The organism is Aquimarina hainanensis (genome assembly GCF_042684685.1).
In the GTDB taxonomy this organism is placed as follows: Bacteria; Bacteroidota; Bacteroidia; order Flavobacteriales; family Flavobacteriaceae; genus Aquimarina; species Aquimarina hainanensis.
The window spans coordinates 458,181-476,958 of record NZ_JBHULX010000004.1 but is presented as its reverse complement, the minus strand read 5'-3'; the positions used below and the strand labels follow the sequence as shown (position 1 = coordinate 476,958).

The window sequence follows — 18,778 nt, the reverse complement described above, 5'->3', positions numbered from 1 at the left end:
ATATTCAATATTTTTACAAAAAAATCCTTCTTATGTCTACTAAAAAACCTCTTATCTTAGTTACAAATGATGATGGAATCACAGCGCCAGGAATCAGAGCGTTAATTGAAGTTATGAATGAAATAGGGGAAGTGGTGGTGGTAGCTCCAGATAGCCCGCAAAGCGCTATGGGGCATGCGATTACAATCAACAACACTTTATACTGCGATGCTATTGTAATCGACAAGGAAGCCCCTCAGAAGGAATATAGCTGTTCTGGTACTCCTGTTGATTGTGTCAAAATGGCTACCCGACAAATTCTACCACGCAAACCCGATCTATGCGTAAGCGGTATTAATCACGGTTCTAATTCTGCTATAAATGTAATTTATTCAGGAACCATGAGTGCTGCCGTTGAAGCGGGAATCGAAGGGATTCCTGCTATTGGTTTCTCATTATTAGATTATTCTATGAATGCCAACTTTGAACCTTCTAAGAAATTTGTAAAAAACATTGTTAAAAATGTGATTGCTAATGGGCTGCCAAAAGGAATTGTTCTCAATGTAAATATACCAAATCTGGATAGAGACGCTATCAAAGGTACTAAAATATGCAGGCAGGCAAATGCTCATTGGGTAGAAGATTTTGACAAGAGAACAAACCCTATGGGACGCGATTATTATTGGTTAACCGGCAAGTTTATCAATGAAGACAAAGGAGAAGACACAGATGAATGGGCTTTACAGAACGGGTATATTTCTATTGTACCCACTCAATTCGACCTAACAGCCCACCATTTTATACAAGAATTAAACAACTGGAATTTAAATGATTAAAAAAGAAATTGGAATTGGTTTTATTGTAGGGCTTATCGCCAATAGTATCGGAGTAATCATATGCACTTTACTATTTTCTTATCTAAGCCCTAACGGTCTATCCTTATCAGAGACATTGTCAGCCTCCGTACAGAATGGAACAATCGGGAGTCTACTGGTTTTGGGAGCTATCCTAAATTTGATTGTTTTTTTCCTTTTTATCAAAAAAAATATGCCATATAAAGCACGTGGCGTACTTCTTGCTACCATTATAGCAGCCATATGCGTAGCAATTAGTAAATTTATTTAGACAGGGCTATACTAATTAAAGGACGAAGCGAGTTTATAAATCGTACACAAAATTAAAATTTATAACTTATAACAATATAATGCCTACGAGATTAAATAGATACCTCATATAAAGTAATATTCATTGATATCCAGGGCATCATGTGACAACTAAAAACTATTAAAACACATGAAATACTATCTTATTGCCGGAGAGGCTTCCGGAGATCTTCATGGAGCCAATCTTATGAAATCAATTCTTAAGGAAGATCCTGATGCTGAATTTCGCTTTTGGGGAGGGGATTTAATGAGTGCTGTCGGGGGAACCCTCGTTAAGCATTATAAGGAACTTGCCTTTATGGGGTTTATTGAAGTTCTTTTTAACTTATCTACGATTCTTAAAAATATTAAGACCTGCAAAAAAGATATTACTGATTTTCAACCAGACGCCTTAATATTTATTGACTATCCAGGTTTTAATTTACGCATTGCCAAATGGGCTAAAGAACAAGGTTTCAAAACGCATTACTATATTTCTCCACAAATATGGGCATGGAAAGAAGGAAGAATAAAAGGAATTAAAAAGTGTATCGATGCCATGTACGTCATTCTTCCTTTTGAAAAATCATTTTATGAGGACAAACATAAATTCCCTGTTCATTTCGTAGGACACCCTTTAATCGATGCTATCGGACAGCATAAATTAATGCTTCCCGAAGCTTTTAAAGAAAAAAACGGGTTGGACGACCGACCTATTATTGCTATTCTTCCGGGAAGCAGGAAGCAGGAAATAAGAAAAATGCTGGAAGTAATGCTCAGTGTAGTCGATGACTTCCCTAAGTATCAATTTATCATTGCCGGAGCTCCCAGCCAAGATGCTTCTTTCTACGATCCCTTTATAAAAAAAGAAGGAGTTCATCTGGTTATGAATCAGACATATGATCTTTTGAGTCACAGTAATGCTGCTTTAGTCACATCAGGAACAGCAACTCTGGAAACCGCATTGTTTAAAATACCAGAAGTAGTCTGTTATAAAGGAAATGCAATATCGTATCAAATTGCTAAAAAAGTTATTAAGGTAGATTTTATTTCTTTGGTAAACCTCATTATGGGGAAAGAAGTTGTCAAAGAGCTTATTCAAAATGATTTTAATCCCGAACGACTCAAAGAGGAGTTAACTCACATTACCGATGACTATAACCGGGCTGTTTTATTTTTAGACTATTATGATCTGGAAAAGAAACTAGGAGGAAAAGGAGCAAGTGACAATACGGCTCAATTAATTGTTAAAGCTATCAGGACATAGGTTTGCTATACCGGACGATTGTCTGATACAATTTTTCCGGGTTAACAGGCTTACTTAATACTTCATCTATTCCTGCTTCATCAAACTTCTCTTTATTAAGATCTTCTGATAAAGCGGTAAGAGCAATTACTGGTAGTTTTTCATACATTCCTTTAATATGTTTTGTTGCTTCGAAACCGTCCATTTTGGGCATCATAACATCCATTAAAACAAGGGAATACTCTTTCTCCCTGGTGAGAGCAACTGCTTCCTCACCGTCATTTGCCGAATCGCATTTAAAACCGTAATTCGTAATAATTTTTTCTGTTATTAACTGATTGACTTTATTGTCTTCTACCAACAAGACATTCAATCTGCTTTTATCTTCTGACCAGGAGTTTTTCAATGCTTTTTCCTGCGGCTTATCTTGTGTCGCTACCCTACCAAATGAAAGATCAAAAGAAAAAGTGGCTCCTTTCCCCAAACTGGATTCCACGGTAGCCTCTCCTTCTAATAGGGTAAGTATTTTTTTTACAATCGACAACCCCAAACCTACACCTCCATATTCTCTGTTTACTTTTACAGATCCCTGATTAAAAATATCAAAGATTTGCTGTCGTTCTTTATCAGACATTCCCCTGCCAGTGTCCTTTATAACAAACCGCACATCTACTGTTTCTTTTCCGCTATGCAACAAAGAAGTCGACACGTAAACATCTCCTTCTTTTGTAAATTTTAATGCATTATCCAATAAATGAGTAACTACCCGAGATACTTTTAGCATATCCCCTGATAAAACTTCTGGAATCTTATCATCTAAGGTACAGTGAATCTTATTATTCTTATTATTTTTAGTAACTAAAGAAGAAGCTACTAAATCCTTTATCAAAAAATTGAGATTAAAAGGTTCTCTCTTAATTTCCTCTCCCCCGTTATTTAATGCATTCAAATGAATTACATCATTAATCATCTCCAACAGATAATCACTGGATAAATTGATTAATTTCATTTGATGTTCTTCTTCGGTATTCTTTTTTCTCTTTTGCAACAAAAAAGAAATTCCCTTTATTGTATTAAGCGGAGTCAACAATTCATGAGTAATTGCATCCATGAAATCAGATTTTGCCTGATATGCCAGATCTACCTTTTTATTTGCCAGCACCAGATCTTCATAATTTTTTGTCAGTTGTTGATTTACTTTTGTTTTATACCTTACCGCTTTAAACTGGTTTGCACCAAAAACAATCAAAATTGCAATTACTATCATACAAAGTATAAAGAGGTACTTCGTACTTTTTAAGCGTTCTTTATTCAATTCATTTTCAACCCGGATTTTATCATTTTCTTTTTCCTGTAGGCGAAGTTTATTCTCCAATGCTATTGAACTACTAACTTCATTCATTTTTTCATAAGCATACTTCTTGTAATGCTTAGAAGATTCTCTATAATGGAATGCTGCTTTTTTAAGCTCATTTTTCTCTTCAAAATAGATTCCCTTGGTATGACTAAACAATCCTTCAAAGTTGTACTGATCAGGTTTGTAATATGCATCTTGTAAAATTGAATCAAAACTAGCCTGAGCAGCAACATATTCTCCTAAATAAATATGACTTGTTGCCAACATCATCTGAAGCCTTTTTACACGGTCTTTTTTTACTCCTGTTTCTTTAATTGCTTTTAAAGATGCCAGCGCATGTTCTCTTGATGCTTTCCACGCTTCTTCTCTCAAAAGAATAATCGCCAGATTATAATTTATATCTATTCTGTCAGCTGGTTTTCCAAATTCACTCAACTTATCCTTTGCTTTGATATAAGCAGTCTTTGCCGCTTCCTTTTTTCCTTGCAATGACATTAAAACCCCTAGCACTTCATAATTCAGCCCCAGTTCTCTTTCATCTTTTATCCTATCAATTAATTCAAAGTTTTTATCTATATACTGTTTTGCATAAATTGTATCCCTATTATTTAAGAAAAAATCAATCTTGGCGCTATTTACTTTCAATTTTAGATATGCATCTTGCTGATCCTTTACCAATACTTCTAAAAAATTAAGCAATTTGATCCCTTTTTCTTTTACATCTTTATGGGAACTTTTTAAATAGGTGGAAGATTTTTCGAGTAATTTCTCTACATACTCTTTGTTAATTTGAGAATTGCTTGTTTTTCCCAAGACTCCGTTTCCAAAGCTCAGCATCCAACAACAACAAAACACAAATAAAAATCTCATCAATAAATCCTTTTAATAAATTGTGTATAACGAACTACAAAAATACACTATTTACTGTATTAACTTACTAAAAACCAGTATAAAACGTAACTAATTAAGGATTTATCTCTTTTTTAAGACATGCTGTTTTTAAAAAAAGCAACTTTCATATAACACTATATTGCAACAGGTTGTGTTTTTTTTATATAGTCGACAAGGAGAGTATCTATATTAAAATCATTAAAAGAAATCATGACATCGATCTTTTATACTTGACAATTGTTTGGTATAGTTTTTCAGGATTTACTGGTTTATTCAACACTTCTTCTATCCCTACTTCATTAAATTTTTTCTTATTTAATTCTTCTGACAATGCCGTTAAGGCAACTACAGGAATATCTTTATTATTCCCTTTAATATGTTTTGTAGCTTCAAAACCATCCATCTTAGGCATCATTACATCCATCAAAATCAACGCATATTCATTTTTTGCTGCTAATGCCACCGCTTCTTCCCCATCATTCGCAGAATCACAACGAAACCCATAATTAGTAATAATTTTTTCTGTTATCAGCTGATTTACTTTATTGTCTTCTACCAACAAAACATTAATTTTTTCTTCGGGGTGTACTACTTCCTTACTTCCTGGTAATATTTCTTCTATTCCTTCTGCTTTATCAAAAACAAAACAAACAAAAACAGTTGTTCCTTTGTGTTTTTCTGAATCTACTCTTATTTCTCCTTCTAATAAGTCTATTATTTTTTTTACAATTGACAAACCTAATCCTACTCCTCCATACAATCTATTTACTGCAACAGATCCCTGGGAAAAATTAGTGAAAATATCCCCCTTCTCCTCCTCCGAAATACCAATCCCTGTATCTTTAATCTCACAACTTACAGCCACCTTATTTCTTTCGAATTTTGCACCTGCTTTGATATAGATATCCCCTTGTTCAGTAAACTTAAATGCATTGTCTAACAAGTGGGTAATTACCTGCGAAACTTTTAGCATATCCCCCAATACAATATCAGGTATATTTACATCGATATCTGAATGAACTTTATTATCATGTTTATTTTTCGTTAGCAATGAAGAATTCAACAAATCATTGAGTAAAAATTTAAAATTAAATGGCTCTTTCTTTACTTGTTCTTTCCCCCTATCTAAAGAATTCAGGTGAATCACACTATCAATCATACTTAAGAGATAGTCACTTGATACATTGATCAGCTTCATTTGATGTGCTTCTGCTTTACTTCTCTCTTTTTTCTGTAACAGAAAAGAAACCCCCTTAATAGTATTCAACGGAGTCAGCAACTCGTGAGTTACAGCATCCATAAAATTAGACTTGACCTGTAATGCTTCATCAACTTTTTTATTTGCCACGACCAAAGCTTCATAATTTTTTGACAACTCCTGATTTACTTTTGATTTATACCTGGAAGCTTTAAACTGATTAACTCCAAAAACAATCAATACGATAATGGTAATAACACATAAAATGAAAATATACTTCACACTTCTTAATCGTTCTTTGTTCAATTCATTTTCTACTCGTATTTTTTGATTTTCAGCTTCCTGAAGTTTTAATGTATTTTCTAAAGCCAGAAAAGAGCTCACTTCTTTTGATTTTTCTTCAGCAAAACGAGCATAATCAGCAGAAGACACTCCGTAATAGTATGCCGCTTTTTCATAGGCTTTCTGCTTGTCATAATACAATCCTTTGACCGCATTAAATTTTCCAGAAAAATAAGCAACATCAGAATAATAAAACGGATCATTCTCTATTACTTGAATTCGTTCCTTCGCTTCTTTTATTTTTCCTTGATTTAAATAAGCTGTTGCTAAAATAATATTCAAATGCTTGAGTTGCGTTTTCTTTAGACCGACCTCCTGTATTGCATTTATGGAGGCTACGCCATAAGTAATACTTTTCTTCCAGGCTTTTTCTTTTAAAAAAGAAAGTGCCAAATTAAAGTTTGCATCAATTAAGTCTTCTGGTTTCCCAAACTCCCGTAACAGCTCTTCAGCTTTGATGTATGCCTGTAGTTTTTCCTCCTGTTTCCCTTGCAACCATCTAAGAAGTCCTAAAGCTTCATAATTGAGTCCTAATTCCCGTTTATCATCTATTCTTTTTAGTAGTTCAAAATTTCTAGTTACATATTTTTCCAGGTTAACGGGATCCCTGTTACTTACTGCAAAAATTATTTTGTTTTTATTCACCAAAAATTCCAGATAAGGATCTTCCATCTGCTTCACTAAATTTTCTAGTAGATTTAGTAAATTAATTCCTTTCTCTTTATATTCTTTTTCTGGTCTTACTATATACGAAGTACATTCCTCTAACAATTTCTGAACACTATCCTTACTGATAGCTTCATCCTGGGTTAGAGCATTCATGCATATACAAAAACTAAGAAAACAAAATCCGAAAATTAGCAATGTTCTTCTCATATATTGTATTGTTACACCACTGGAAAACATCAACGTATATCAAATGTACATTATTTAACCACAACCCACTAAAAACCAGCCTTAAATACGAAAACACCCCCTTTATTCTCCTAAAAAATACCCTGTTCCTCATTTGGTTTCCTATAATTTCAGGAAAGATCTCAAGAAAGTATTTCTCCTTATTTTGAAAATCGCTCATAATGGTTTAATTTGCTACGGCATGCCCTATTTTAATTAAAAGACCATCCCTAAGTAATGAGTAATATGAAAAAAATAATTTTCCTACTTATAGCAACCTCACTTTTCTTTTCTTCTTGTGGAAGTTCCAAGCGTTCTAAAAGTTTTGATTCTGCTAAGAAAACCTCGGTTCACAAAAAGAGCAATAAGAAAATTAAAAGTATTATTTCATATGCAAAAACTTTTAATGGCACTAAATACAAGTACGGAGGAACTACCAGAAGAGGAATGGATTGTTCTGGTTTAATATACACCTCTTTTAAAAAAGAAAATGTACCCCTTCCCAGAACCTCAAGAAGCATGGCATCCAAAGGAAAACCTGTTTCCTTAAAACGAATTAGTCCGGGAGATCTTCTTTTCTTCAGAACGAATAAAAACAAAAAAGTCATTAATCATGTGGGATTAGTTGTTGCCAGTGGAAAAAACATTCAATTTATCCATGCATCAGTTTCCAAAGGAGTAACAATATCCAGCCTGAATGAGCGCTATTGGAATAGCTGCTTTGTCGGAGCCCGAAGAATTTTATGATGAAACTTATTAATATCCCTTTTCTGGTTATTACACTCTCAACCATAACAGGGATTTTAATTAGTGAATATATTCTTATATCTCTCAAATTATCCTTATTACTAGTCGCCATTTGCATTGGCATTTTATACTGTATTAAAATATACACTAAGAGATCTCTAAAAAAAGGATCTCTTTTTTATTGCTGGACAATTATATCTTTTTCTTTTTTTGGTATAGCCCTCAGCAACATTCACAAACCAACAAATTACAACCATCACTATTCGAACATAATCCCAGACCTTAGTTCGCAAAAACATGAAATATACTTCTACGTACGGGAACAATTAAGATCATCCAACTACTACCATCGATATATTGTCAACATTCGTTCTGTAGACGGTAAAAGCGCATCTGGACATCTATTATTAAAAATAATCCGAACCAAAGAAAACCCTGTTCTTATCCCCGGAACTTCTTACATTGTTTACACTTCATTTTCCGACATTCCTTTTGCTAAAAACCCATCGCAGTTTGATTATAGCATCTATTTACAAAACAAATACATCTATCATCAAATCTCAGCATCTTATCCCCAATTAATTAAAAGTAAAGAAAAATTCAATCTTATTCATAACTACACTTACCATCTCAGGGAGCATCTAATAAAAAAATTAGAAGTACATCATTTCTCCCCTACACAGCTTTCACTTATCAAGGCACTATTCTTAGGGCAAAAACAAAACATAGCTACATCCTTGCTTACTGATTACAGAAGAGCCGGCGCACTACACATTCTTGCTTTATCCGGATTACATATTGGAATTCTTTTGTTATTACTCCAAAACCTTTTAACACCAATACATCGGTTTGGTAAAAAAGGAAAGTATATTTCTGTCAGCCTTACTATTATTTTTCTCTGGTTTTTTGCCATTCTAACTGGTGTATCTCCCTCTATTCTCAGAGCCACTGTCATGTTTTCATTTATCGCTCTGGGCACTACACTAGCGACTAAAGCAAGTATATATAATGCTATAATTATTTCCATATTTGTGATTCTTTGTTATCACCCTATGTTTATCTATGATGTGGGATTTCAATTAAGTTATGCTGCTGTGCTTTCAATTGTATTGATTAAACCCAGGCTTGATTCTCTTCTCCAAATCAATGGTATCTTTTACAGAAAACTAAGAGATCTTATTACTGTCCCTATTGCTGCTCAAATAGGTATACTGCCAATATCATTATTTTATTTCCACGAGTTCCCTCTCTTATTCCTACTTACCAACTTATTGGTAATACCATTTCTTGGAAGCACTCTTCTTATTGGTTTTATTGCAATTATACTGGTATCTATAAATTTACTTCCCGATAGCATCGCGGCTTTATTAGGTGTATTACTCGATGGAATGAACGGTATTATTTCATGGATTTCCTCTCATGATTTTGCGATGATATCCTCAATTCCTTTTTCAGGAATTTCTGTAATTCTGACCCTACTTACCATTTTTACTCTATTCCGAATCACCTATAAAAACAAAAAGACCTCTTATATGTTCTTTTTCTCAAGCCTTATTGTCCTGATCTGTAATTTTAACCTGGAACAGCGTATACGATTAAATACGAACAGGCTAATAATTTACCATACGATAAAAAACAGCGTTATTGGTATACACAATGGTAATAAACTAGCAATATACAGCAGTAATCCTATAACCTCTGCTATACAAAAGCAACTATATTCCTCTTATAAAACCCAATATAATATCCATCAAACAACCTTCGAACAATTAAAAAATATATACCAATACGATGATCAACTCATCATGGTTATAGATAGTAGTATGATATACACCACTAAAAAAACTATTCCTGATGTACTTTTATTGACAAACTCCCCTAAAATCAATTTAGAACGAGTTATCCAAACCTTAGCCCCCAAACTCATTGTTGCTGATGGATCTAATTATAGAAGCATGGTACAGTTGTGGCAAAACACTTGTATTAAAAAACAAGTTCCATTCTATAATACGAATACTAAAGGAGCCTTCATTTTAGAGCGCTAATTCCCTTTTGATAAAAATTATTATATACTATTGCCAATATCATTAACAATTTTACACACCCACTAAAAAAAGCCACCTTTCTCTATCCATTTCTCATACATGCTGTACATCTATAAAACAAACAATTAAACTAACCACACCAAATATAAACATCTATATATAAGAATCTTCATTTTTTATTTTTAGTCAATTTTTTTATATATTTATTAAATTTATTACACATTTATTTTAAATCATTAGAAAAATGACAGAAGAAAAATTACACAAAATCATGCTTGCTTATAAGAAAAAGCATGGGTTTACTTTAGAAAACCATGATAATTACAAGTGGGCATTGGAAACTATCCGAAAACACAAACTAGAAGAAGAAACGAAAGACTCTAAAAACCAAGAAAATTCGTAATCTGATTACTTATCTCACACACTAACTAACTTAAAAAAAGAAATAAAAAAACTCTCTATATTTCTATAGAGAGTTTTTTGATGTTATTATTATCTGCCTACTAATTCTTGAAGGTACTGACAAAAGAAGCCTCATATGCTTTCCATGCCTCTTCTGTTGTCAATTTTTTAAAATCATCTTTATGAATCATCTTTAAGAATAATTCTAATTGCTGAGGCGTCTTATACCCAGCTACGGGAGCGATTACTTTTCCATTTTCGTCAAAAAACACAATACTTGGATACGCATTAATCTTTAACGCATTTGCAAAGAAATGCTGACTATTTCTCCCTTTCCTGTCTGGATTGTGATTTGGGTTTGTATACGTAAAATCATTATAATGTATCTCCTCCGTACCTTCTGCATTAAATTTCACTGCATAATAATTCTTATTTACATAATTCACCACATCTTCATTATGAAATGTATTTTTATCCAACAATTTACAAGGACCACACCAATCAGTGTATACATCCATAAAAATTTTCTTTGGATGTTTTTTTTGCGCCGCTAAGGCCTCATTCATTGTCATCCAATTAATTTCCTGAGATGAAACTATCCCGGAAATCAAAATACCAAAAATAAATAGTAGGTTTTTCATAAGTAGTTTTTTTAGTTTAGTCGGAACAAAAATCATTCCTTATAATATGTATTCATTTTTGGGCTTAAAAAACACATATTTTTTATCTTACTCCGTGCATTAATTTTTTAATAATCGGTTCAAAAAGAATAGAAATTGCTCCCACAACAACAGACACAATAGTCAACATCCAAAAGAAATAGCTAATTCCTTCGGTATCTGCAATCTTATCAATATTCTCTCCGAATTTACCCGCTCCTTTCATTCCAATAGCAACAGCTAAGTACCAAACCCCAAACATAAAAGCAATCATTCTGGCAGGTACAAGCTTACTTACATACGAAAGACCAACAGGGGAAATACATAATTCTCCCATAGTATGGAACAGATACACCAAAATCAACCAAATTATACTCACTGAAGCTGTTTTTGCTCCTGGTTCAATTCCATTAGCTCCAAAAGCTACACAAGCCATCCCTATCGCTAATAAGAACATTCCTATACCATACTTCATATTGGCAGACGGATTGTATTTGCTTTCCCACCACTTAGAAAACAAAGGTGCAAAAGCAATTATAAACAATGAATTCAATATCGAAAACCAACTAGCTGGAATTTCTACCGCACTATTGACAGATGAAATGGTAGCGGTTGTTTGCGAAGTTTGGTTTAGGTCATATTTAATCGAATGCGCAATTTTGACCAATATCTCGTCTCCCACATTTAATTCACCCTTCTCTTCAGAAGAAATCTTAACTTTTTTAGAAACAGATTCTCCTAGGCTATTAGTAATAACCACATCTACATTATTAACTGTTGTTCCAAAAGCACCTGGTTTTGGTTCTTTAGAGAATCCTACAACTTTAGCTGCAAGGCATTCTCCTACTTGATTTCCTTTCCCATCAATCAGGTATCCATTCTCTATTTTATTATTTCCATTAGATGCCTCTTTCTGGTCATAAATAGAGAGACTTTGGATATCCTTTATTTTTATAACATCATTTTCTTTATATGCTTCTGAAGAAATTATTTTTACCTCTTCTGTTTTCCCGTTAACATTGCTATAAGTAACGTTATAGGAAGATGCTTTAAATTCATTAGAGATCATCCAGATAGTAACTCCCCAGACAATTACAAAACTAGTAGCCAAAATAATATTCGACCATTTATATTTCGCAAAGGTTTGTTTAAACAACAACCACAATACCCAGGTAATTATCCCTAAAGGCACTATGGCTATAAGCGTGTTTATCACTTTGAAAATATATGCTGAAGTTCCTTCTAGTACTCTATCTGTATAATCTTTAGCGAAAACCGTCAGCGTATTCGGTGATTGTTCGAAAATTGCCCAAAAGAAAATGGTAAGAAATGCAAAAAAAGTAACTGCTATTAGCTTTTCTTTTGTCAACTGAGAATACTTTGTCAACCTATATATTAACAGCCCTAAAAACAAAACAAGCGCAGTTAGAATCACAAAGTTGTTTCCTTCCAGCCCTAACATTTGAAAATCAAAAATATTAAAAGCTCCTTCTGATATCTTAGCTGCCGGATCATTCAAAATCCATAAGATTCCCAGAGCACTACAAATTGTAATAAGCACTAATTGTCCTTTTGAGAAAGGCACCCGTTTATCATTATCTTCTTCTGATGTTGATGCTTTTGTTTGTTCTTCCTTCTTTGGTTTTAATCCGATATCTCCAAAAATATTCTGCGCCAGCCAAAATTGAATAAGTCCAAAAAGCATAAAGATTCCTGCTAATCCAAACCCGTAACTCCATCCGATTTTTTCTCCCAGATATCCGCAAAGTAAAATACCAAAAAATGCTCCTGCATTCACTCCCATATAAAAAATCGTATACGCTCCATCTTTTTTCTCTTGATGGTTCTTATACATTTCAGAAATAATTGAAGTCATATTTGGTTTAAAAAAACCATTCCCAAATACCAGTAGTCCTAATCCCATATATATAAAAAATGGGGTTTCTACTGCCATTGCTCCATGCCCTAAGGTCATCAAGAGTGCTCCAACGACAACTGCCCAACGAAATCCTATTATCTTATCTGCAAAATACCCCCCTAGCATTGTAGAAAGATAAACCAGCCCAACATATGAGCCAAACAATGCCGAAGCATGTTCTCTAGGCCATCCCCAACCTTCATCAAATAATGATGCTGTAAAAAACAATACTAAAAGAGCTCGCATTCCATAAAAGGAAAAACGCTCCCACATTTCTGTAAAAAACAGCACAAACAGTCCTGCCGGGTGACCTAAAACTTTATCCTTGAAAAAGTCATTCGTATCTGTAATATTCGAGTTCATTGTTTTCTTTAATTTTAGTTATCAGCTAATTCGAATCCTTCCGCTTCTTCGTTTCTCAAATCTCTCTCATTATCTTCTGCCCCATGCGTCAATACCTTTAGTTTTTTCAGGAATACTATCAATAACAATCCAAAAGCAACTGTAAATACGGTAATTATCGTAAATATGTTATACTCTAACGCATTTTGTTCTTCTTCTATTTTAAATGAAACGCTATAATCTTTTCCATCCCCTTTATTCGCTTCTATTTTAGCCTTTTCTTCATCTTTTTCGAATAACAACTTAGCGTGATATGGGTTTTCTTTTGTTACATTATTTTCTTTTAAGTACGCTAATAGCTGAGAACTCGTATTATGTCCTTCTGAGTTACCCAGAACAAACAACGAATTTAAAGAGGTTCCTTTCTCATAATCCGCAAATTCTACTTTATCACCCTGTGGGTATAATGCTGCTCTTATTTCAAAGTTTTTATCACGATTAATCGCATAATCTTTTTCAGTAATTTCTTTACCATCTACTTCTTTGGTATACTCGGCTTTATTTACAAAAGAATACACAACTTCTTTATTTGCGATCATCTTTCCTTCATATGGTTCTAATTGAGAAGATTCCCCAATTGCTCCTGCCAGTTTATTTCCAAACCCGGTACATGCAAAATATATTCCCATCATAATTGAAGCGTATTTCACAGGAGCTAACTTAGTTATAAATGATAAGGCTACCGGCGAAGCGCATAGCTCTCCAATAGTGTGGAATAAATAAGCCATAAAAATCCAAAACATTGCAGCTTTCCCAAAATTCTCTGCAGCAGCTTCTTTAGAAGCAAACATCATAAATACAAAACCTAGTCCCATAATGATTGTTCCGATTGCCATTTTAAATAGGGAAGATGACTCTTTTCCTTTTTTACGCCACCATACCCAAAATCCGGCTATTACAGTTCCAAAAATGATAATATATCCTGCATTTAGCGATTGGAATACAGCTGCTGGTATTTCTTGTAACCATTCTGGTCCTCCAAATCCGGTAACTCTATTTACTTTTACATCTGTATACAGGTTCATCAATCCTCCTGCCTGCTCAAATGCTCCCCAAAAAACAATTACAATCAAGAAAGAAATCAATAATACAATTACCCGATCTTTTTCTATTTTGGTCAATGGTTTTTTTGCTGCTTCTTTATTTACAGATTCTTTTGCTCCAATAAAATCACCTACTCCTACTAAATATTTCTGTCCCCACATGTATACGATTTGTCCCAGAACCATTCCGATTCCTGCTAAACCGAATCCCCAGTGCCAACCGTATTTTGCCGCTACAATTCCTACAATAATCCCGGCTAAAAAGGCTCCAAGGTTAATCCCTATATAAAAAAGCGTAAATCCTTTATCTCTTCGAATATCTCCTTCTTTATACAATCCTCCTACCATCGTAGAAATATTGGGTTTCAAGCACCCTACACCAAGAATTACCAAAGCCAGTCCTCCAAAGAAAGCGGTACTTGTCGGAATCGCTAATACCCCATGTCCTAAACACAACAACAATCCTCCCAGCATCACCGTTTTTTTCTGCCCCAGCCATTTATCTGCTATAATTCCACCTGGAATAGACATCACGTATACTAACATGGTATACCACCCATACAACCACAGTGCATCTTTTGTCGTCCAACCCAGTCCCGGATCATTCGCCGTAGCCGAAGTTGCAATGTACAACACTAGAAGTCCTCTCATTCCATAGTAAGAGAATCGTTCCCACATTTCCGTAAAGAATAGTACGAACAATCCTACCGGATGCCCAAATAGCTCTTTTTGATGAGCTGCTTTAACTGTATCTGCCATTATGTTTATTTATTATAGGTTCTTTTTAATAAAATTAGTCATTTTGTTATATAAATGTAGTCTTGTATTTCCTCCGTAAATACCGTGATTCTTATCTGGGTAAATTGCCCATTCGAAATCTTTATTCGCCTGCACTAAGGCTTCGATCAACACCATTGCATTTTGTACATGTACATTATCATCTGCTGTTCCATGTACCAATAGATATTTCCCTTTTAATCCATCTACATAATTAACTGGTGAATTTTTATCATATCCTGCGGCATTCTCTTGTGGTGTTGTCAAATATCTTTCGGTATAAATCGTATCATAGAATCTCCAATTAGTCACCGGAGCAACAGCAATTGCCATTGCGAAGGTATCTGCTCCTTTGAACAAACAGTTACTAGACATAAACCCTCCATAACTCCATCCCCAAATACCTATTCTTTTAGCATCTATATAATCCAATGCGCCCAACTGCTTTGCTGCTGCAATCTGATCCTGCACTTCTAAATTCCCCAGGTCATTCTGTGTCACTTTTTTAAATTTCGCTCCTTTAAAACCTGTTCCTCTTCCATCAACGCAAACCACAATATATCCCTGTTGTGCTAACATCATATACCAATAGTCATTGGCTCCATACCACCTATTAGCTACTGATTGAGATCCTGGTCCTGAGTATTGATACATTAATAATGGATATTGTTTTGCCGGATCAAAATCTCTAGGCTTAATCATCCACATATTAAGAGATTCTCCATTAACACTTAGCGTAGAAAATTCTTTTGGTCTAAAATCATATGTAGCTAATTCTTCTGTCAATCTTTTATTATTTTTTAGCGCTCGAACGACTTTTCCACTAGAGGAGGCTATTAAGCTATACTCAGGAGGTGTCGTACTACTCGAAAAAGAATTGATAAAATAGGTGAAGTCAGCACTAAAATCTGCACGATTTGTTCCTTCTTTACTACTCAAGCGTTTTTTAGATTTCCCGTTTAATTTTACTGAATAAATATCTCTATTGATACTTCCGTTCTCTACACTCTGATAGAATATCGTTTTGTTTTTATTATCGTATCCGTAATAGGCTGTTACCTCCCAGTTCCCAGCAGTAACCTGATTAATCAATCCTCCTTTATCATTATAGTGATAAATATGATTATATCCATCTTTTTCACTGGTCCAGATAAAGCTATTATCGTCCAAGAAAGTAAGATTATCAGTTATATCGATATAGGCTTCATCTTTTTCATTCAAAACTACACGAGATGTGTTATCAGAAGCATTTACAAAAATTAAATCCAGATTGTTTTGGTGTCTGTTCATTACCTGAACACTCAAAACATCTGGATTTGCAGACCATTTTATTCTTGGAATATAGAAGTCTTTATAAGTGCCTAATTTAATCGGGGCTGATTGCTGTTTCTCTAAATTATAAATGAACAGCGATACCTTTGCATTTTTCTCTCCGGCTTTTGGGTACTTAAATACTTCCTGCCTTTGATATAATTGACTCCCGTATACATCCATAGAAAACTCAGGCACCTCTTTTTCATCAAAACGAATGTAAGCAACTTTCTTACTATCTGCACTCCAATCAAAGGCACGTACAAAAGCAAACTCTTCTTCATATACCCAATCTGTCACTCCATTTATAATTTCATTCTTTTTCCCGTCGTTTGTTAATTGTACTGTCTTTTGAGAAGCTATATCAAAAACATAAATATTGTTATCAAAGACATATGCTATTTTTTCTCCATTTGGAGAGAAAGTCGGCTCCTGTATTTTTTTATCACTTACTTTTGTCAGCGCTTTGGTTTCCGTATTGTACACATGATAGATTCCTCTTCTGGAATGGCGAAAAATCTGAGCCACTTCACTCGAAAGCAGAATTTGTTTCTCATCTGAACTAAAAGAATATCCCTGAAAAGCTTGAAGATTTTTAATCGCTGCAGAGTTCAATAATGTCATTGCTTTCTTCCCTGTTGCATAATCATATATTTCTATAGAAGTAGTTCGATTTGATCTGTCCATCTCTAGAACAGAATATTGTTTTCCGTTCTTCATGGAATACAATGACTGCAACCCTTCTGTTCTAAAAGCACCTCTCCATATCTCTTCTAACGTAAAAACTTTTTGTTGTGCATAGGAAAAAACTCCTATAAATAAAGTCACACAAAATAGTAATCGTTTCAATTTCATATTATGTATTTAAATTTATTAGTATCAAAAATTAAAAAATCTGTGAAAAATACAACAATTGACGGAAATTCCAACAAAAAAGCGGGTATTACACCCTCTATTTTTAACATATTATTAGAAAACGATCCCCATTATACCTTTTCTTAGTAAGTAATTTTTAGCATATCCTACGCTTTATCATCGCTTCCTCTAAAAAACACAAAACAGAATGCTATCTTTGACGCTTTATTACAAAACAAAAAATGGCACCAATAGTTTCTGGCTTTTCCAAGCTTTCTAAATCTGATAAAATTCAATGGCTGGCACAGCATCATTTCAATAATAACACTGATGCTATCTCTATTATCAAAAGATATTGGAATTCTGACGAAAAATTACAACAGTTACACGATGAGTTCACTGAGAACACTATATCTAATTACTACCTCCCATTTTCGGTAGCCCCTAATTTCACGATCAACAACAAACATTATACCATCCCTATGACCATAGAGGAGAGTTCCGTTGTTGCCGCTGCAAGTAAAGCTGCCAAGTTCTGGCAGAACAGAGGAGGATTCACAGCAGAAGTCTTATCGGTTTCTAAAGTAGGTCAGGTACACTTTAACTTCTTTGGAGAAACTGAGAAACTCACCTCATTTTTCGAGCAAATCAAAGAGCGACTGCTAGCTTCTACAGAACACATCACTAAAAACATGCAAAAAAGAGGTGGTGGAATAACTTGTATAGAACTTCGAGACAAAACAGCAGAGATTGATCATTACTATCAGCTACATTGCACATTCGAAACAGTTGATGCCATGGGAGCTAATTTCATAAACTCTTGTCTGGAGCAATTAGCCAGTACTCTTCAAAAAGAAGCTTTACAATTCCCTGTGTTTTCTGAAAAAGAAAAGAACATAGAGATCATCATGAGTATTCTCTCCAACTATGTACCAGAATGTATTGTTCGCGCAAGTGTTTCATGCTCTATAGAGGAACTTCCTAAAACAAAAGAACTTTCTTCTGAACAGTATGCACATAAATTTGTTCAGGCAGTAAAAATAGCCCAAATAGAACCTTACAGAGCCGTAACTCATAACAAAGGAATTATGAACGGGATTGATGCTGTGGTTTTGGCAACAGGTAATGACTTTAGAGCTATTGAAGCAGGAGCTCATGCTTATGCAGCGCGAAACGGAAGATACACCAGCCTGACAAGTGCATCTGTCACAGAAAACACCTTTTTATTTAGCATAGAAATTCCTTTAGCTTTAGGAACTGTAGGAGGACTTACTTCTCTTCACCCTTTAGTAAAATTAGCGATGCAGCTACTAGGGAACCCAAATGCTTCGGAATTAATGCAAATTACAGCTGTTGCCGGATTGGCACAAAATTTTGCTGCTATCAACTCCCTGATCACCACCGGAATTCAACAAGGACATATGAAAATGCATCTTATGAATATTCTTAATCAGTTTGATGCTTCAACTAAGGAAAAAGAGCTTCTTGCTTCCTATTTTTCTACAAATACAGTTACACATAGCGAAGTAGTTGCTCAATTACAAAAAATACGCAATCCTCAAACCTAAAA

Annotated in this window: 13 protein-coding genes; 7 read left to right on the top strand and 6 right to left on the bottom strand. The window is 34.3% G+C overall.

Translation table 11 applies throughout. The annotated features are described in order from the left end of the window. The first annotated feature begins 32 nt into the window (after nt 1-32). The 3 genes from surE to lpxB all read left to right on the top strand — a co-directional run bounded on the left by surE (nt 33) and on the right by lpxB (nt 2,388). The gene (surE, locus tag ACFSTE_RS07395) at nt 33-815 is read left to right on the top strand and encodes a 5'/3'-nucleotidase SurE (RefSeq protein ID WP_176028571.1); all 783 of its coding nucleotides are present in this window, start codon (nt 33-35) and stop codon (nt 813-815) included. Then, a complete protein-coding gene (locus tag ACFSTE_RS07390; RefSeq protein WP_176028570.1) occupies nt 808-1,104 on the top strand; it encodes a hypothetical protein in 297 nt (98 codons plus the stop codon). Before surE ends, ACFSTE_RS07390 begins: the two co-directional genes overlap by 8 nt. Before the next feature lie 168 nt (nt 1,105-1,272). Then, the gene (gene lpxB / locus ACFSTE_RS07385; protein ID WP_378257308.1) at nt 1,273-2,388 is read left to right on the top strand and encodes a lipid-A-disaccharide synthase; all 1,116 of its coding nucleotides are present in this window, start codon (nt 1,273-1,275) and stop codon (nt 2,386-2,388) included. On the opposite strand, the gene ACFSTE_RS07380 is transcribed toward lpxB, so the two are convergent. Further along, nucleotides 2,378-4,594: a hybrid sensor histidine kinase/response regulator gene (locus ACFSTE_RS07380; protein ID WP_378257310.1), complete on the bottom strand. Its 2,217-nt coding sequence runs from the start codon at nt 4,592-4,594 to the stop codon at nt 2,378-2,380. The two genes, lpxB and ACFSTE_RS07380, sit on opposite strands and share 11 nt — an antisense overlap. 229 nt (nt 4,595-4,823) lie before the next feature. Continuing rightward, nucleotides 4,824-6,977, bottom strand: coding sequence for a hybrid sensor histidine kinase/response regulator (locus ACFSTE_RS07375; RefSeq protein WP_378257312.1), 2,154 nt, complete (start codon nt 6,975-6,977; stop codon nt 4,824-4,826). Nucleotides 6,978-7,295: 318 nt separating this feature from the next. Here ACFSTE_RS07375 and ACFSTE_RS07370 point away from each other — a divergent pair, with 318 nt between their 5' ends. The 3 genes from ACFSTE_RS07370 (at nt 7,296) to ACFSTE_RS07360 (ending at nt 10,244) form a co-directional block, all read left to right on the top strand. Further along, on the top strand, nt 7,296-7,796 hold the full coding sequence (locus ACFSTE_RS07370; protein ID WP_378257315.1) for a C40 family peptidase: 501 nt from the start codon (nt 7,296-7,298) through the stop codon (nt 7,794-7,796). Then, nucleotides 7,793-9,841, top strand: a complete 2,049-nt coding sequence (locus ACFSTE_RS07365) for a ComEC/Rec2 family competence protein (RefSeq protein ID WP_378257317.1) — start codon at nt 7,793-7,795, stop codon at nt 9,839-9,841. Before ACFSTE_RS07370 ends, ACFSTE_RS07365 begins: the two co-directional genes overlap by 4 nt. Nucleotides 9,842-10,085: 244 nt before the next feature. Further along, complete coding sequence (locus ACFSTE_RS07360; protein WP_176028564.1) at nt 10,086-10,244, top strand: hypothetical protein; 159 nt, start codon at nt 10,086-10,088, stop codon at nt 10,242-10,244. A gap of 100 nt (nt 10,245-10,344) precedes the next feature. Here the strand turns inward: ACFSTE_RS07360 and ACFSTE_RS07355 are convergent, their stop codons facing one another. The 4 genes from ACFSTE_RS07355 to ACFSTE_RS07340 form a co-directional block, all read right to left on the bottom strand. Beyond that, complete coding sequence (locus ACFSTE_RS07355) at nt 10,345-10,884, bottom strand: thioredoxin family protein (protein WP_176028563.1); 540 nt, start codon at nt 10,882-10,884, stop codon at nt 10,345-10,347. 82 nt (nt 10,885-10,966) lie between these two features. Then, the gene (locus tag ACFSTE_RS07350; protein ID WP_378257320.1) at nt 10,967-13,183 is read right to left on the bottom strand and encodes a peptide MFS transporter; all 2,217 of its coding nucleotides are present in this window, start codon (nt 13,181-13,183) and stop codon (nt 10,967-10,969) included. Between the two features lie 14 nt (nt 13,184-13,197). After that, on the bottom strand, nt 13,198-15,024 hold the full coding sequence (locus ACFSTE_RS07345) for a peptide MFS transporter (RefSeq protein WP_176028561.1): 1,827 nt from the start codon (nt 15,022-15,024) through the stop codon (nt 13,198-13,200). Nucleotides 15,025-15,036: 12 nt separating this feature from the next. Next, the gene (locus ACFSTE_RS07340) at nt 15,037-17,208 is read right to left on the bottom strand and encodes a S9 family peptidase (RefSeq protein WP_378257322.1); all 2,172 of its coding nucleotides are present in this window, start codon (nt 17,206-17,208) and stop codon (nt 15,037-15,039) included. A gap of 242 nt (nt 17,209-17,450) precedes the next feature. On the opposite strand from ACFSTE_RS07340, the gene ACFSTE_RS07335 reads away from it, so the two are divergent. After that, complete coding sequence (locus ACFSTE_RS07335; protein WP_176028559.1) at nt 17,451-18,776, top strand: hydroxymethylglutaryl-CoA reductase, degradative; 1,326 nt, start codon at nt 17,451-17,453, stop codon at nt 18,774-18,776. Nucleotides 18,777-18,778 lie beyond the last annotated feature (2 nt).

Coding starts and splice junctions, on each gene's coding strand:
- ACFSTE_RS07335 (WP_176028559.1), top strand. CDS start 17,451: ATGGCACCAATAGTTTCTGGCTTTTCCAAGCTTTCTAAATCTGATAAA.
- ACFSTE_RS07390 (WP_176028570.1), top strand. CDS start 808: ATGATTAAAAAAGAAATTGGAATTGGTTTTATTGTAGGGCTTATCGCC.
- ACFSTE_RS07360 (WP_176028564.1), top strand. CDS start 10,086: ATGACAGAAGAAAAATTACACAAAATCATGCTTGCTTATAAGAAAAAG.
- ACFSTE_RS07365 (WP_378257317.1), top strand. CDS start 7,793: ATGATGAAACTTATTAATATCCCTTTTCTGGTTATTACACTCTCAACC.
- ACFSTE_RS07340 (WP_378257322.1), bottom strand. CDS start 17,208: ATGAAATTGAAACGATTACTATTTTGTGTGACTTTATTTATAGGAGTT.
- ACFSTE_RS07375 (WP_378257312.1), bottom strand. CDS start 6,977: ATGAATGCTCTAACCCAGGATGAAGCTATCAGTAAGGATAGTGTTCAG.
- ACFSTE_RS07345 (WP_176028561.1), bottom strand. CDS start 15,024: ATGGCAGATACAGTTAAAGCAGCTCATCAAAAAGAGCTATTTGGGCAT.
- ACFSTE_RS07355 (WP_176028563.1), bottom strand. CDS start 10,884: ATGAAAAACCTACTATTTATTTTTGGTATTTTGATTTCCGGGATAGTT.
- lpxB (WP_378257308.1), top strand. CDS start 1,273: ATGAAATACTATCTTATTGCCGGAGAGGCTTCCGGAGATCTTCATGGA.
- ACFSTE_RS07370 (WP_378257315.1), top strand. CDS start 7,296: ATGAAAAAAATAATTTTCCTACTTATAGCAACCTCACTTTTCTTTTCT.
- ACFSTE_RS07380 (WP_378257310.1), bottom strand. CDS start 4,594: ATGAGATTTTTATTTGTGTTTTGTTGTTGTTGGATGCTGAGCTTTGGA.
- ACFSTE_RS07350 (WP_378257320.1), bottom strand. CDS start 13,183: ATGAACTCGAATATTACAGATACGAATGACTTTTTCAAGGATAAAGTT.
- surE (WP_176028571.1), top strand. CDS start 33: ATGTCTACTAAAAAACCTCTTATCTTAGTTACAAATGATGATGGAATC.